The organism is Eikenella longinqua, from assembly GCF_001648355.1.
Lineage (GTDB): Bacteria > Pseudomonadota > Gammaproteobacteria > Burkholderiales > Neisseriaceae > Eikenella > Eikenella longinqua.
In genome coordinates, this window is record NZ_LXSL01000014.1 from 124,017 (window position 1) to 137,146 (window position 13,130).

Annotated in this window: 14 protein-coding genes and 1 tRNA gene; 12 read left to right on the top strand and 3 right to left on the bottom strand. The window is 58.3% G+C overall.

The genetic code is table 11. From position 1 onward, the window contains the following. Nucleotides 1-100 precede the first annotated feature (100 nt). On the top strand, nucleotides 101-1,117 hold the full coding sequence (gene trpD / locus A7P95_RS03935) for an anthranilate phosphoribosyltransferase (protein WP_067591481.1): 1,017 nt from the start codon (nucleotides 101-103) through the stop codon (nucleotides 1,115-1,117). Between the two features lie 419 nt (nucleotides 1,118-1,536). Continuing rightward, nucleotides 1,537-2,595 carry a sulfate ABC transporter substrate-binding protein gene (locus A7P95_RS03945; RefSeq protein ID WP_067591488.1) on the top strand — a complete coding sequence of 353 codons (1,059 nt, stop codon included), beginning with the start codon at nucleotides 1,537-1,539 and terminating at the stop codon, nucleotides 2,593-2,595. Between the two features lie 100 nt (nucleotides 2,596-2,695). Here A7P95_RS03945 and aroA read toward each other — a convergent pair whose 3' ends face one another. The 3 genes from aroA to A7P95_RS03960 all read right to left on the bottom strand — a co-directional run bounded on the left by aroA (nucleotide 2,696) and on the right by A7P95_RS03960 (nucleotide 5,953). Continuing rightward, entirely contained in the window at nucleotides 2,696-3,988 is a 1,293-nt protein-coding gene (gene aroA, locus A7P95_RS03950; protein ID WP_067591491.1) for a 3-phosphoshikimate 1-carboxyvinyltransferase, read from the bottom strand. 99 nt (nucleotides 3,989-4,087) lie between these two features. Beyond that, nucleotides 4,088-5,227, bottom strand: coding sequence for an NYN domain-containing protein (locus A7P95_RS03955; protein ID WP_067591494.1), 1,140 nt, complete (start codon nucleotides 5,225-5,227; stop codon nucleotides 4,088-4,090). Nucleotides 5,228-5,308: 81 nt separating this feature from the next. Then, nucleotides 5,309-5,953, bottom strand: a complete 645-nt coding sequence (locus A7P95_RS03960) for an SCO family protein (protein WP_067591497.1) — start codon at nucleotides 5,951-5,953, stop codon at nucleotides 5,309-5,311. A 148-nt stretch (nucleotides 5,954-6,101) separates the two neighbouring features. Between A7P95_RS03960 and A7P95_RS03965 the strand changes: the two genes are divergently transcribed. The 10 genes from A7P95_RS03965 (at nucleotide 6,102) to accD (ending at nucleotide 13,121) form a co-directional block, all read left to right on the top strand. Further along, nucleotides 6,102-6,186 (top strand) — tRNA-Leu (locus tag A7P95_RS03965). 485 nt (nucleotides 6,187-6,671) lie between these two features. Continuing rightward, nucleotides 6,672-7,439 (top strand): PhnD/SsuA/transferrin family substrate-binding protein, encoded by a 768-nt coding sequence (locus A7P95_RS03970; RefSeq protein WP_067591500.1) that lies wholly within the window; start codon nucleotides 6,672-6,674, stop codon nucleotides 7,437-7,439. Nucleotides 7,440-7,488: 49 nt separating this feature from the next. Beyond that, nucleotides 7,489-7,767 carry an ACT domain-containing protein gene (locus tag A7P95_RS03975; RefSeq protein WP_067591502.1) on the top strand — a complete coding sequence of 93 codons (279 nt, stop codon included), beginning with the start codon at nucleotides 7,489-7,491 and terminating at the stop codon, nucleotides 7,765-7,767. A gap of 17 nt (nucleotides 7,768-7,784) precedes the next feature. Next, nucleotides 7,785-8,594: an NYN domain-containing protein gene (locus A7P95_RS03980; RefSeq protein WP_067591505.1), complete on the top strand. Its 810-nt coding sequence runs from the start codon at nucleotides 7,785-7,787 to the stop codon at nucleotides 8,592-8,594. A 33-nt stretch (nucleotides 8,595-8,627) separates the two neighbouring features. Continuing rightward, nucleotides 8,628-9,983, top strand: coding sequence for a PFL family protein (locus A7P95_RS03985; protein WP_067591508.1), 1,356 nt, complete (start codon nucleotides 8,628-8,630; stop codon nucleotides 9,981-9,983). A gap of 80 nt (nucleotides 9,984-10,063) precedes the next feature. Beyond that, nucleotides 10,064-10,612, top strand: coding sequence for a hypothetical protein (locus A7P95_RS11515; protein ID WP_156503489.1), 549 nt, complete (start codon nucleotides 10,064-10,066; stop codon nucleotides 10,610-10,612). Between the two features lie 84 nt (nucleotides 10,613-10,696). Continuing rightward, nucleotides 10,697-10,990 carry a zinc ABC transporter ATP-binding protein gene (locus A7P95_RS03990; RefSeq protein ID WP_067591511.1) on the top strand — a complete coding sequence of 98 codons (294 nt, stop codon included), beginning with the start codon at nucleotides 10,697-10,699 and terminating at the stop codon, nucleotides 10,988-10,990. 101 nt (nucleotides 10,991-11,091) lie between these two features. Continuing rightward, the gene (gene trpA / locus A7P95_RS03995; RefSeq protein WP_067591514.1) at nucleotides 11,092-11,865 is read left to right on the top strand and encodes a tryptophan synthase subunit alpha; all 774 of its coding nucleotides are present in this window, start codon (nucleotides 11,092-11,094) and stop codon (nucleotides 11,863-11,865) included. A gap of 31 nt (nucleotides 11,866-11,896) precedes the next feature. Then, entirely contained in the window at nucleotides 11,897-12,133 is a 237-nt protein-coding gene (locus tag A7P95_RS04000) for a colicin immunity protein (protein WP_067591517.1), read from the top strand. Nucleotides 12,134-12,257: 124 nt separating this feature from the next. Next, the gene (gene accD / locus A7P95_RS04005; protein ID WP_067591520.1) at nucleotides 12,258-13,121 is read left to right on the top strand and encodes an acetyl-CoA carboxylase, carboxyltransferase subunit beta; all 864 of its coding nucleotides are present in this window, start codon (nucleotides 12,258-12,260) and stop codon (nucleotides 13,119-13,121) included. The last annotated feature ends 9 nt before the right edge of the window (nucleotides 13,122-13,130 follow it).

Genomic DNA, 13,130 nt, shown 5'->3' on the forward strand with positions numbered 1-13,130 from the left:
TTTTCAGGTAGCCTTTCCTTTTTTCCGCAAAGGTTACCTGAAAACGAGCAAAGCCAGTTTCTTCCAATATATCCAACCCACCGCAAAGAAAGCACAAACCATGTTCACCCCCCAACAAGCCCTCCAGCGCCTGCTCAGCAACAACGAGCTCTTCCACGACGAAATGACCAGCCTCATGCGCCAAATCATGCGCGGCGAAGTGGCCCCCGAGCTGATTGCCGCCATCCTCATCGGCCTGCGCATCAAAGTGGAAACCGTGTCTGAAATCAGCGCCGCCGCCCAAGTGATGCGCGAATTTGCCGCTCAAGTGCCCGTGGCCGAGCCCGATAAGCTGGTGGACGTGGTCGGCACCGGCGGCGACGGCGCTCACACCTTCAATATTTCCAGCACCGCCATGTTTGTGGCCGCCGCCGCCGGCGCCAAAGTGGCCAAACACGGCAACCGCAGCGTGTCTTCCTCCAGCGGCTCGGCCGACGTGATGGAGCTGGCCGGCATCTCCCTCTCGCTCACGCCCGGGCAGGTGGGGCAATGTATCGACCATTGCGGCGCCGGCTTCATGTTTGCCCCCAACCACCACAGCAGCATGAAATACGTTGCCCCCGTGCGCCGCGCGCTCGGCGTGCGCACCGTGTTTAACGTGTTGGGCCCGCTCACCAACCCCGCCGGCGCCGCCAACCAGCTCATCGGCGTGTTCCACATCGACTTGGTGGGCATCCTCTCCCGCGTGTTCCAGCAGCTCGGCAGCAAGCACGCCCTCGTGGTACACGGCTGCGACGGGCTGGATGAAATCACCCTCACCGGCCCCACCCGCGTGGCCGAGCTCAAAGACGGCCTCATCGCCGAATACGACATCCACCCCGAGCAATTCGGCCTCCCCGTGCGCGCTAATTTGGACGACATCAAAGTGGCCTCCGCCGCCGAATCGCTCGCCATGATGAACCGCGTGCTCACCGGAGAAGCGGGCGCACACCGCGACATCGTGCTGCTCAACGCCGGCGCCACGCTCTACGCCGGCAACGTGGCCGCCACGCTCGACGAAGGCGTGGACATGGCGCGCGAAGCCATCGACAGCGGCAAAGCCCGTGCCAAACGCGACGAAGTGGCCGCCTTCTCGTAAAAGCTGGCCGCACAGGCGGGCTGAGGCGGCAAGGTTTCAGGTAGCCTTGAATGGGTTTGCCTGAAAGGATGGAAGGCTACCTGAAAAGAAAAGGCTACCTAAAATTTCAGCCTAACCGTAGGGTGTGTGCGGAACACACGCACGCGGTTTGGGCGTATTCTCCGCCGCGTGCGTGGCTGCGCCACACACCCTACCGGCAGCCTACTCTTGCTGGGTTTGAATTGATAAAAGGCTACCTGAAAAATAAATTTCAGGTAGCCTTTACCATGCTCGGCGAAAGAAACTACCCGCTTGGCGCATCGCCGCCCGCCATATAAGCAAACCGTCTAAACAAACAACCAACGGTTCTTTCCCTTTTGTGCCGCCGCTCGGTAGAGTAGCACCTGTCTGCAATCCAATCCATCCGAAAGGGAAACATCATGTCGATACGCAAATTCGGCTCATTGCTGGCCGCCGCCGCGCTGCTGGCCGCCTGCTCGCCGCAAGAAGGCGCCTCCGGCAACGGCGCTTCCGCCGCCTCTGCCGCTTCCGGCAATGCCGCCGCGCCCGCCGGCAACATCGTGCTCACCAACGTGTCTTACGACGTGGCGCGCAATTTCTACGAACAATACAACCCCCTGTTTAACCAGCAACACCCCGACATCACCATTAAGCAGTCGCACGGCGGCTCCAGCAAGCAGGCGCTGGCCGTGGCCAACGGCTTGCAGGCCGATGTGGTCACCATGAACCAAAGCTCCGACATCGAGCTTTTGGTGGAGAAAGGCCTCGTTTCTCCCGAATGGCAGAGCCGCCTGCCGGACAACGCAGTGCCGTTTACCAGCACCACCGTCTTCCTCGTGCGCAAGGGCAACCCGCAAAACATCCGCGATTGGAACGACCTCGCGCGCGACGGCATTAAGGTGATCATCTCCAACCCGAAAACCACCGGCAACGGCCGCTATTCCTTCCTCGGTGCCTACGGCTACGCGCTGAAGGCCAACAACGGCGACGATGCCAAAGCGCGCGAATTCGTGGGCAAGGTAATGCACAACGTGCCCGTGTTCGACAACGGCGGCCGCGCGGCCACCACCACTTTCGTGCAGCGCCAGATTGGCGATGTGTTGGTAACGTTTGAGAACGAAGCCCAGCTCGCCACCAAGCAGTTTGGCGAAGGGCAGTTTGAAATCGTGTATCCCGCCTACTCGGTGCGTATGGAAAGCCCGGTGGCCGTGGTGGACAGCGTGGTGGACAAACGCGGCACGCGCGAAGCGGCCACCGCCTACCTGCAATACCTGTGGAGCAAGGAGGCGCAAGAGCTCGGCGCCAGCCTGTATCTGCGCCCGGCCAATGCCGAAGTGCTCGCCGCCCACGCTAGCACGCTGCCACCGGTGGAAACCTTCCGCCCCACCGATGTGTTCGGCCCGTGGAAGGAAATCATGCCCAAATACTTCGGCGACGGCGGCGTGTTCGACCAGCTGATGAAAGCGCCGGGGAAATAAGCGCCGCTTGGTTTCAACGGATCAAACCTGCTTCAACCCAAAAGGCTGAAAGGCTACCTGAAAACTATTTTTCAGGTAGCCTTTTGCGCCTCGGGCAGCCTTATGCCACCATGCCCGCAAGCACTTTGAAATAAGTGGGGAAGGTTTTGTTTACGCATTGCGGGTCGTTGATGACCACGGGCACACCCAAAAGCGACACCAGCGCGAAACACATTGCCATGCGGTGGTCGTCGTAGGTGTCGATGCGGGCGTTGGCGGCCAGGCGTGGCGGCGGGGTGATGTGGATGGCTTCGGCTTCTTCTTCCACCCGCGCGCCGAGTTTGCGCAATTCGGCGGCCATGGCGGCGATGCGGTCGGTTTCCTTCACGCGCCACGAGCCGATATTGCGCAGGCTGCACCGCTTGCCCGTGGCCAAGGCCACGATGGCCAGCGTCATCGCGGCATCGGGGATGTGGTTGGCATCCAAATCAAAGGCTCGGATTGGCTGGCCGGAGCGGCGGGCTACCTGAATATAGTTTTCACCCCATTCCACCGTGGCGCCGATTTTCGCCAGTTCGGCGGCAAAGGTGGTGTCGCCCTGGATGCTGTGCCGCCCGATGCCATATACGCGCACGGGCGCGGCGGCCAAGAGCCCGGCGGCGAGGAAATAGGATGCGCCGGAAGCGTCGCCTTCCACGTGCAGCGCGGCGGGGGCGTGGTATTTTGCTTTTTCAGGTAGCCTGAACAGGCGGTAATCTTCGTGCGCTACGTGCACGCCAAACTGCGCCATCAGCTTGAGCGTGATGTCGATATAGGGCTGGGAAATCAGCTCGCCGCGCACTTCGATTTCGTGCACCTTTCCGGTGAGCGGCAGCGCCATCAAGAGCGCGGTGAGAAACTGGCTGGACACGTTGCCCTGCACCGGTATGCGCCGCACGCCGCTTTCGCGGTATGCGCCGATGCGCAGCGGCGGGTAGCCGGCCTGCCCTTCGTATTGCACATCGGCGCCGGCCACGCGCAGCGCGTCCACCAAATCGCCAATCGGCCGCTCATGCATGCGCGCCACGCCGTGCAGGCGGTAGCGGCCGCCGAGCAGGGCGAGCACGGCAGTGAGCGGGCGGAAGGCGGTGCCGGCGTTGCCGAGGAACAGGTCGGCCTGATTCTGCGGGAAACGGCCGCCGCAGCCGTGCACGGTTACGCTGTGGGCGCTGTGTTTTTCAATGCGCACGCCGAGGGCTTGCAGCGCGGCGAGCATGTGGCGGGTGTCGTCGGCATCGAGCAGCGATTCGATGCGGCAGGCGTTGTCGGACAGGGCGGCGAGGAGCAGCGTGCGGTTGCTGATGCTTTTCGAGCCGGGCAGGGTAAGGGCGGAGGGGCGCAGGCGGGAGGCGGGCAGGTAGAGGGAGGCGGTCATGGTGTGGGTGGCAGGGGGTAAGTGGGTGGGCGGTTGGGCGAAACCGGCTGTGCGCGGTTTAACTGCGTTGAAGTTTGCGTTTTCAGGTAGCCTTTTGGCTTAGGCCGGTTCGGTTTTCACGATGAATTGTTTGTTGATGCGGATGCGTTCGCCGCGGCCGGCTTTTTTGATTTCCACCCAGTCGCTGTAGATGGCGTGGATGAGGTCGCGGCCGTTGGCGCAGCCGTATTGGACGGGGTCGATGGCGGCGGGGAGTTGCTTCACCACTTCGCCGAGGCGCGCCCAGCCGCTTGGGTCGGCGGCGTCTTGAATGGCCTGCTGCACCAGCGGGATGAGCTTGGTGAAGGAGGGTTTGGCGGCTTTGGCCGGGCTGTTTTCGGCTTTGGCGGGGCGGGGGCGTTGGGCGGCTTTGGCTTCGGCGGCGGGTTCGCTGGAGTGGCTGCGCTCGTTTTTGCTGTGCAGGGGTTCGCTTTGCTCGTTTTCAGGTAGCCTTTCGGGGCGGGATTCGGTTTTGCGGCGCACTTGGAGCTGGTTGTTGTCGGTGCGGTGTTCGAAGATGTCGAAGGATTTGATGAGGTCGGAGAGTTTGCCGTAGCCGTAGAGGCGGGAGTCGAAGTCGGGGTTGGTTTTGTTGATGTAGCTGCCGATGGGGCCGAGGTTGGCCCAGCCGAGGTCGTCGGCGTTTTCGCGCACGGCGCGTTTGAGCAGGGGCAGAGCGTCGGGGGTGTTGTTGGCGTCTTCGGCGGAGGGGGCGGGGGTTTTGCCGTTGTTGCGGTCTTTGGCGGGGCGTTGTTTTTCGGGGCGGAAGATTTCGGTGTAAACGAATTTGTCGCAGGCTTTGCGGAAGGCTTCGGGGGTTTTCTTTTCGCCGAAACCGTATACAGTGAGCCCGCTTTCGCGCAGGCGGCTGGCCAGCCGGGTGAAGTCGGAATCGCTAGATACGATGCAGAAGCCGTCGAAGTTGCCGCTGTATAAAAGGTCCATGGCGTCGATCACCAGGGCCATATCGGTGGCGTTTTTGCCTTTGGTGTAGGCGAATTGCTGCACGGGGATGATGGCGTGGGGCAGGAGGGCGGCTTTCCACTTGGAGAGGCCGTGGCTCCAGTCGCCGTAGATGCGTTTGACGCTGGCGATGCCGTATTTGGCGATTTCTTCGAGTAGGCGGTCGATGATGTCGGCGGGGGCGTTGTCGGCGTCGATGAGTACGGCGAGGCGGGCTTGTTGGTCGTTTTTCTGCATGGTTTGGGGTTTCTTGTGTGGAGGCTACCTGAAAAATATCTGGCTGCGTTTGCCTTTGTGGTTTTCAGGTAGCCTTTTGGGTTAAGGCTGTTGGTTTAACAGGGTTTGGATGTCTTGCGCGAGGTGTTCGGCGCTTTGCCCGAAGGGTTCGAGCACGGCTGCCCGGCCTTGGCGATTGAGCAGGAAGGTGCCGCTGCTGTGGTCTACGGTGTAGAAGCCGTTGGCGTTCGGCGGCTGGGCATAGGCGGTGGCGCCGTATTGCTTCATCACGGCCTGTACGTTTTCCCGGCTGCCGGTGAGCCCGATAAAGCTCGGGTGGAAGGCGGGCACGTAGCGCGCCAGCAGCTCGGGCGTGTCGCGCTCGGGATCGACGGATACGAACAGCACCTGCACTTGCCCGGCCTGCTCGGGCGTCAGCCGGGCGATGGCTTGGGCGTGGGTGAGCAGGTGGGTGGGGCAAACGTCGGGGCAGTGGGTGTAGCCGAAAATCAGCGCCACCACTTTGCCTTTGAAGCTGCTCAGGCTGGCGAGCCGGCCGCTGTGTGCGGTGAGCGTGAAATCGCCGCCGATGGGCTCTTGCCGCAGGTCTGCACCGTGGAAGGGGCTGGAGGCGGCGGCGCTGGCGGGGTTGGATGCAGCCGGCGCGCCCGTGTTGCCGTTTTGCCCGGCGGGGCAGCCGGCCAGCAGCAGAGCGGCGGTGAGCATCAAGAGTATCGGTTTGCACATGGCGGCGGATTATAACACCCGCGCGGCGTGCTGCGATTGTTGTTTTATTTCCATTGGAAACACGCTTTTGTGTGGCAAAACCGCTGCCGCTTGGGTAAAAAACTTTACAAACGCGGAAAAATGCCTATAATGCGCATCTTCCTCACCTGCCCAGGTGGCGAAATTGGTAGACGCAGGGGACTCAAAATCCCCCGCCGCAAGGTGTGTCGGTTCGAGTCCGACCCTGGGCACCAAGATATATAACAGCCTGAAGCGAAAAACGTTTCAGGCTGTTTTTCTGTGCTCCACCGCCCCTGTTTTCGGGGCGGTTTTGTTCTACATTTCTGCGCTTGTTCTACATTTTGAAAGGATTTTGCGGGTTTGTCGGATGGATTTTGCGTGGCAATGGTCGTTTATACTCAGCCTGCAAGCACCTGCTGTCCTTCTATGAAATCAAAGACAAAAATTCAAAGCCGGTTATGCGCGGAGCAGCACGGCGCAAACGGTTTTCGCCATAGCTTTGGCATACGGCAAAAATTTTGCCGCGCCTGCTACTAATGGGCGGTGTTTTCTGTGCGGCAAAGGTGGTAAGATAGTTAAACTAAGACAAAAATAACGGTATCTATTCTCAAAAAGCCGAGATTTCAGCGCAGCCGGGCAGCCGCAATAAACCATGCGATAGGTTTTCAGGTAGCCTTCCGAGGGCTGGATGAATCGGCTTCAAGCAAGGAAAACGTTTATGGTACAACAAGCTGGAATAGACTTTGTGGTGGCGCCGGATTACCTGCCCGACCACTTCAGCAATTGGTATCTGCTCAGCAGCTGTTTGCAGCGGGAAACCGAGCTGGTTATTCATTTGCAGCTGCCTTCTTCGGCAGCGGAAATACAGGAGCTGGCCGAGGCCGGCAAAATGGCCATGCTGTATGCCAACGCTTTCGACGCCGTGGCGCTGATGAAAGACAAGGGCTACCTGCCGCTGGTGCGCTTGAAAGACAAGTTCGACGAAGCCGTGGTGGCCGTGTCGGCGGCATCGGAATACCAAAAACCGGAAGATTTGCCCGCCGACGCGCTGATCAAAATCGGCCCGAACCCAGACATCCGCTGCCTCGGCCTGCGCCTGCTCAAAGAAGCCGGGCTGGAAGCAGAGGGGCTGAAAATCGAAGAAGCGCCCACCTTCACGCAGGCCGCTTCCGCGCTGATTAAGGGCGACGCGCAAGCCGGTTTCTTTATGGCCGACACTTATGCCCACATGAGCAAGCGCACGCTGGAGCAGCTGCGCGTGTTGCAGGAAGGCAAATTTGAAGCGGTAACGCATATGGTGGTGCTGCATCCCGATTTTGCCGAGCAGCGGGAGCGGTTGCAGCAGGCTTTTGTGGAAATGGCAGGCAAGCCGGCCGGCCAAACCGCCTTGGAATCGCTCGATTTGCCCGCCGGCTTTGCCGCTGTAACGCAGGAAGAAGCCGAGCAGATGGTAACCGCGGCCGAAGGCGGCAAACAGGATGAATAAAGCCGGCAAACAGCGGATGCCGGCGGCTTTTGATAGGAATTAAACGATTATGTCCCACACCCATTCCGTGCTCACCGTGATTGGCAGAGACCGCATCGGCATCGTGTTTGACGTGTCCAAACTCTTGGCCGAACACCAAATCAACATCCTCAATATCAGCCAGCAGCTGATGGGCGGCTATTTCACCATGATTATCTTAATGGACACCGCCCGCTGCCCGGACAGCCGTGAAGATATGCTGCGCGTGTTCGATGAAGCCGGCAAACGGCTGGGGCTGGATATACGTATGCAAAACGAAGCGCTGTTTCAAGCCATGCACCGGATTTGAGTTTTCAGGTAGCCTTTATGTCCAAAAGTAAAATCAGTTTTAATGTGGCTGAAGAAAAATCTGCGCGACTGGCTGTGTTGATTGATGCCGATAATGCCTCAGCGCAAAGCATTGATGCTATTTTGGAAGAAACAGCTAAGTTCGGCGAGGCAATGGCTAAACGGATCTATGGTAACTTTGTTGGAGATAACGGCAAATGGAAAGCTGTTATCAACGAACACGCTATCAAGCCGATGCAGCAGTTTGCCTATACCACAGGTAAAAATGCAACTGACGGCTTTATGATTATCGACGCGATGGATTTGCTCTACACAGGCCGTTTTGATGGTTTTTGCTTAGTATCTAGTGACAGCGATTTTACCGCGCTGGCCATTCGTTTGAAGGAACAGGGTGTAACAGTTTATGGCTTTGGTAAAAAACAAACTCCAGAAGCCTTCCGTAATGCATGTAGCCAGTTTATTTATGTGGAGAACCTAGTGCCCGAAGCTGTAGAAAAAACAGCAAATGTTGAGAAAATGAAAAAAGCAGTGGTGGAAGTATCTCTCAATCCAGTAAATACAAAAGCACAACCCACAGAAAAACTGCCTGAAATGTCACTACCTTTGGAAACTATACGCAAGGTTTTTGAACATGTTGACAACGAGTGGATGGCGATGACTGCTTTTGGAGCAACTTGGAAGCGGTTGCAGGTTGATTTCGATCCGCGTACTTACGGCTGTAAAAAGTTTACCGATTTGGTGAAAAAATATTCAAATATATTTGATTACCAGATGAGGAAAAATGAGGAAGGGACACAAGAGCATATGTATGTCCGACTCAAAATTTAACCAAGTCAAGCAATGTAAAAGGCTACCTGAAAAATGTCCTTCCGATTTTCCGAAATCCTCGAAACCGTCCGCATGGTCGCCGACCAAAACTTCGACGTGCGCACGCTCACCATCGGCATTGACCTGCACGACTGCATCTCGCCCGACCTCGACACGCTCAACCAAAATATCTACAACAAAATCACCCGAGTCGGCAAAGACTTGGTGGCAACGGCACAATTTTTGTCGGCCAAATACGGCGTGCCGATTGTGAACCAGCGTATTTCCGTAACGCCCATTGCCCAAATCGCGGCGGCCACGGGCGCAGACAGCTATGTTTCCGTGGCGCAAACGCTCGATAAAGCGGCGAAAGCCATCGGCGTGTCGTTTATCGGCGGCTTTTCTGCGCTGGCGCAGAAAGGCTTGTCGCCAGCAGACGAAATCCTCATCCGCTCCATCCCCGAAGCCATGAAAACCACCGATATTGTGTGCAGCTCGGTCAATATCGGCAGCACCCGTGCCGGCATCAATATGGATGCGGTGAAGCTGATGGGCGAAACCATCAAGCGCACGGCAGACATCACGCCCGAAGGCTTCGGCTGCGCCAAAATCGTCGTGTTCTGCAACGCGGTGGACGACAACCCCTTTATGGCGGGCGCGTTCCACGGCGCGGGCGAAGGCGACGTGATGCTGAACGTGGGCGTGTCTGGCCCCGGCGTGGTGCAGGCAGCCTTGGCCGATTGTGCGGGCAAAAACCTGACCGAAATTGCCGAAATCGTGAAGAAAACTGCCTTTAAAATCACCCGTGTGGGCGAGCTTATCGGGCATGAAGCAGCACGCCGCCTGAACATCCCGTTCGGCATTTTGGATTTGTCGCTCGCGCCCACGCCCGCCGTCGGCGATTCCGTTGCCCGCATTTTGGAAGCGATGGGCCTGACTGTGTGCGGCACGCACGGCACGACTGCCGCGCTCGCGCTGTTGAACGACGCGGTGAAAAAAGGCGGCATGATGGCCAGCAGCGCGGTGGGCGGGCTGAGCGGCGCGTTCATCCCCGTTTCCGAAGACGAAGGCATGATTGCGGCGGCCGAAAGCGGCATCCTGACGCTGGACAAACTGGAAGCCATGACCGCCGTGTGCTCCGTGGGGCTGGACATGGTGGCCGTGCCGGGCGACACCTCCGCCGCCACCATTGCCGGCATCATCGCCGACGAAGCCGCCATCGGCATGATTAACAGCAAAACCACCGCCGTGCGGATTATCCCCGTGCCGGGCAAGGATGTGGGCGAGAGCGTGAACTTCGGCGGGCTCTTGGGCTACGCGCCGATAATGCCGGTGAAGGAAGGGAGCTGCGAAGTGTTTGTAAACCGAGGTGGGCGGATTCCCGCGCCGGTGCAGTCGTTGAAGAACTAGCGTAAAAAGTAGCCTGCATAATTATTGAGTAAGGTACAGGCTGCTTTCTGGTTTTCAGGTAGCATGCTAAAGGGTGAAATATGGATTTCAACCAAACCGCAAGAGATACTTTAACGCGAGTTCAAACCGAGCTGGCACAAGGCAAAAATGAAATTTCGTGGACGGTTTACGACCCGATTATCGACCTTGACGGTTATCGGAAGCAGGTAAGGAAACAACATGGCTGGCGGGCCTATTGCATGACAGCAATGACGACATTCCTGCTGGCTTTTATGCTGATTGGTGTCGGATCGAAAGTTTTTGGAACGATTGGTGGAAGTATTGGCGCTGTCATTTCGGTTGCTGTTGCGGTATGGTCAGTGCGGAAAAATGGTAAAGATCGGCAAAAGGAATTAAGTAAAGAAAATATTGAATACCGCATCTGCGTGAATTTCGCAAAACGGCGCTTCGTGGTTGTTACCGATGGTATTTCAAGCAAAGATATGAAGTTCAATGATAAAAAATGGGCGCTGCCCGCATTCAATCTGCCCGAAAATGCCACGCCAAAAGAAACTGCCCAACGCGATACACTGCAAAACGCTCTGATACAGCAAATGAGCGTGCGTTTTGTGGAATATAAAGTATGGTAGTTTGGTTTGCCTAAATGTGAGTTAATGTTGCAATGAAACGTTTTCAGGTAGCCTGCCCCCAGTACGAAACAAACCGAGCACGAAATGCAAAACCTGTTTTACTGCCATTTGGCAGGCGATGATGCCGAACGTTGCCGCGCCCTGGCCGCTGCGCTCCAAAGCTCGCCCGATTTTGTTTTCTTAGAAAAGATTTTCGCGCCCGAAGCCGATATTTTTTGCTTTGTATTCTTGCCCATGCAAAAGTCCTTCCGCTTCAAATATGATTTCGGCTGGGGGCAGATGATCGACAGCCGCGAAAATTGGACGGCAGGTGAAACCGCCGTATTGGAGGCGGCGGTAAACCGTGTTGCAAAAAATATTTTTTCAGGTAGCCTTTAGCGGCTGCCGGCTTTGCCGCAAGCCGCCACACTTTTTCAGGTAGCCTCAAGCAGTTTCAGGTAGCCTCAAACAATCAACAATCGAGAGATGGAAAGAACACAATGAAACGCATCTTCCAACACCCGCAAGGCCGTAAAGCCCTCGTTACCTACATCACCGCCGGCGATCCCAATCTGGAAACCACGCTGGAGCTGATGCACAGCCTCGCCGCCAACGGCGCCGACATCATCGAGCTGGGCGTGCCCTTTTCCGACCCGATGGCCGACGGCCCCACCATCCAGCGCGCCGCCGAACGCGCCCTGGCCAACGGCGTAAGCCTGAAAGACGTATTGGAAACCGTGCGCCGCTTCCGCCAAAGCAACCAAAACACCCCCGTGGTGCTCATGGGCTACCTGAACCCCATCCACAAAATGGGCTATGCCGAATTCGCCCACGCCGCCGCCCGTGCCGGCGTGGACGGCGTGCTCACCGTGGACAGCCCGATCGAAACCATCGCCCCGCTGCAACAGGCGCTCAAAGCCGAACACATCGACACCATCTTCCTCATCGCCCCCACCACCGGCGAATCGCGCATTGCCGAAATCGCCAAGCTCGCCTCCGGCTTCGTGTATTACGTTTCGCTCAAAGGCGTAACCGGCTCCAGCCAGCTCGACACCGCCGAAGTGGCGGAAAAAATCGCCGTGCTGCGCCGCCATGTGCCGATTCCGATTTGCGTGGGCTTCGGCATCAGCGACGCCGAAAGCGCGCGGCAAATCGCCGCCGTGGCCGACGGCGTGGTGATCGGCAGCCGCATTGTGAAAGAAATCGAAGCCAATCCCGGCCGCGAAAGCGAAGCGGTGGGCAAACTGGTGAAAAGCCTGAAAGAAGCCGTGTGAGGCTACCTGAAAAATTTGAGGCTGCCTGAAAATGACCCGCACCGAACTGATCCGCTTGGGCGAACGCATCCTGGCCGCGGAAGACGATGAAGCCCTGCTGGAAGACTTGATGGCGCAGTTCGACCGCCACGTGCCGCACCCCGAAGGCAGCAGCCTGTTTTTCTACCCCGCAGGCTGGAACGCCCGCAGCGGCAGCTTGGCCGATTATGCGCCGACGGCGGAAGAAGTGGTGGATGCCTGCCTGGCCTACCGGCCGGTGTGCCTGTGAGCAGCTTGCCAAAGTGCCGCCACCGGGCAAAACTTGCCTAAACCGCCGCCATTGGCTACCATCCCGCCCGGCTGTTGCCCCGAGCGGCAAACCAAACCCAAATTAGGAGCAAATGGAGTAAATCATGAGTTGGCTCGACAAAATCCTCCCCCCGAAAATCAAACGCGAAGACAACGGCAAATCCGGCGTGCCCGAAGGACTGTGGCGCAAATGCCCCGCCTGCGCCGAAGTACTGTATGCCTCCGATTTGGAACACAACCACCAAGTCTGCCCCAAATGCGGGCACCACAACCCGCTCAGCGCCCGCGAGCGCCTCGATTTGCTGTTAGACGAAAACGGCCGCGAAGAAATCGGCGAGAGCGTGAAGCCCACCGACATCCTCAAGTTTAAAGACAGCAAAAAATACCCCGACCGCCTTAGCGCTGCCCGCAAGGCCACCGGCGAAAACGACGCATTGGTGGTGATGAAGGGCGAGATGGACGGCCTGCCCGTGGTAGTGGCCGCGTTTGAATTCCGCTTCATCGGCGGCTCGATGGGCTCGGTGGTGGGCGAGCGCTTCGTGCGCGGCGTGCGCGCGGCGGCGGAACACGGCTGCGCTTTCGTGTGCGTGGCCGCTTCCGGCGGGGCGCGCATGCAGGAAGGCTTGAGCTCGCTGATGCAGATGACCAAAACCAGCGCCGTGCTGCACCTCTTGAGCGACAAACGGCTGCCCTTCATCTCCGTGCTCACCGACCCGACCATGGGCGGCGTGTCTGCCAGCTTCGCCTTTTTGGGCGACGTGGTGCTGGCCGAGCCGAACGCGCTGGTGGGCTTCGCCGGCCCGCGCGTGATCGAGCAGACCGTGCGCGAAAAATTGCCCGAAGGCTTCCAGCGTGCCGAGTTCCTGCTGGAAAAAGGCGCCATCGACCAGATTGTGGACCGCCGCGAAATGAAGGTGCGAATCGCCAAACTTATCCGCCTGCTGCGCAACCAGCCGGTGGCGGCTTAAACTGAACGC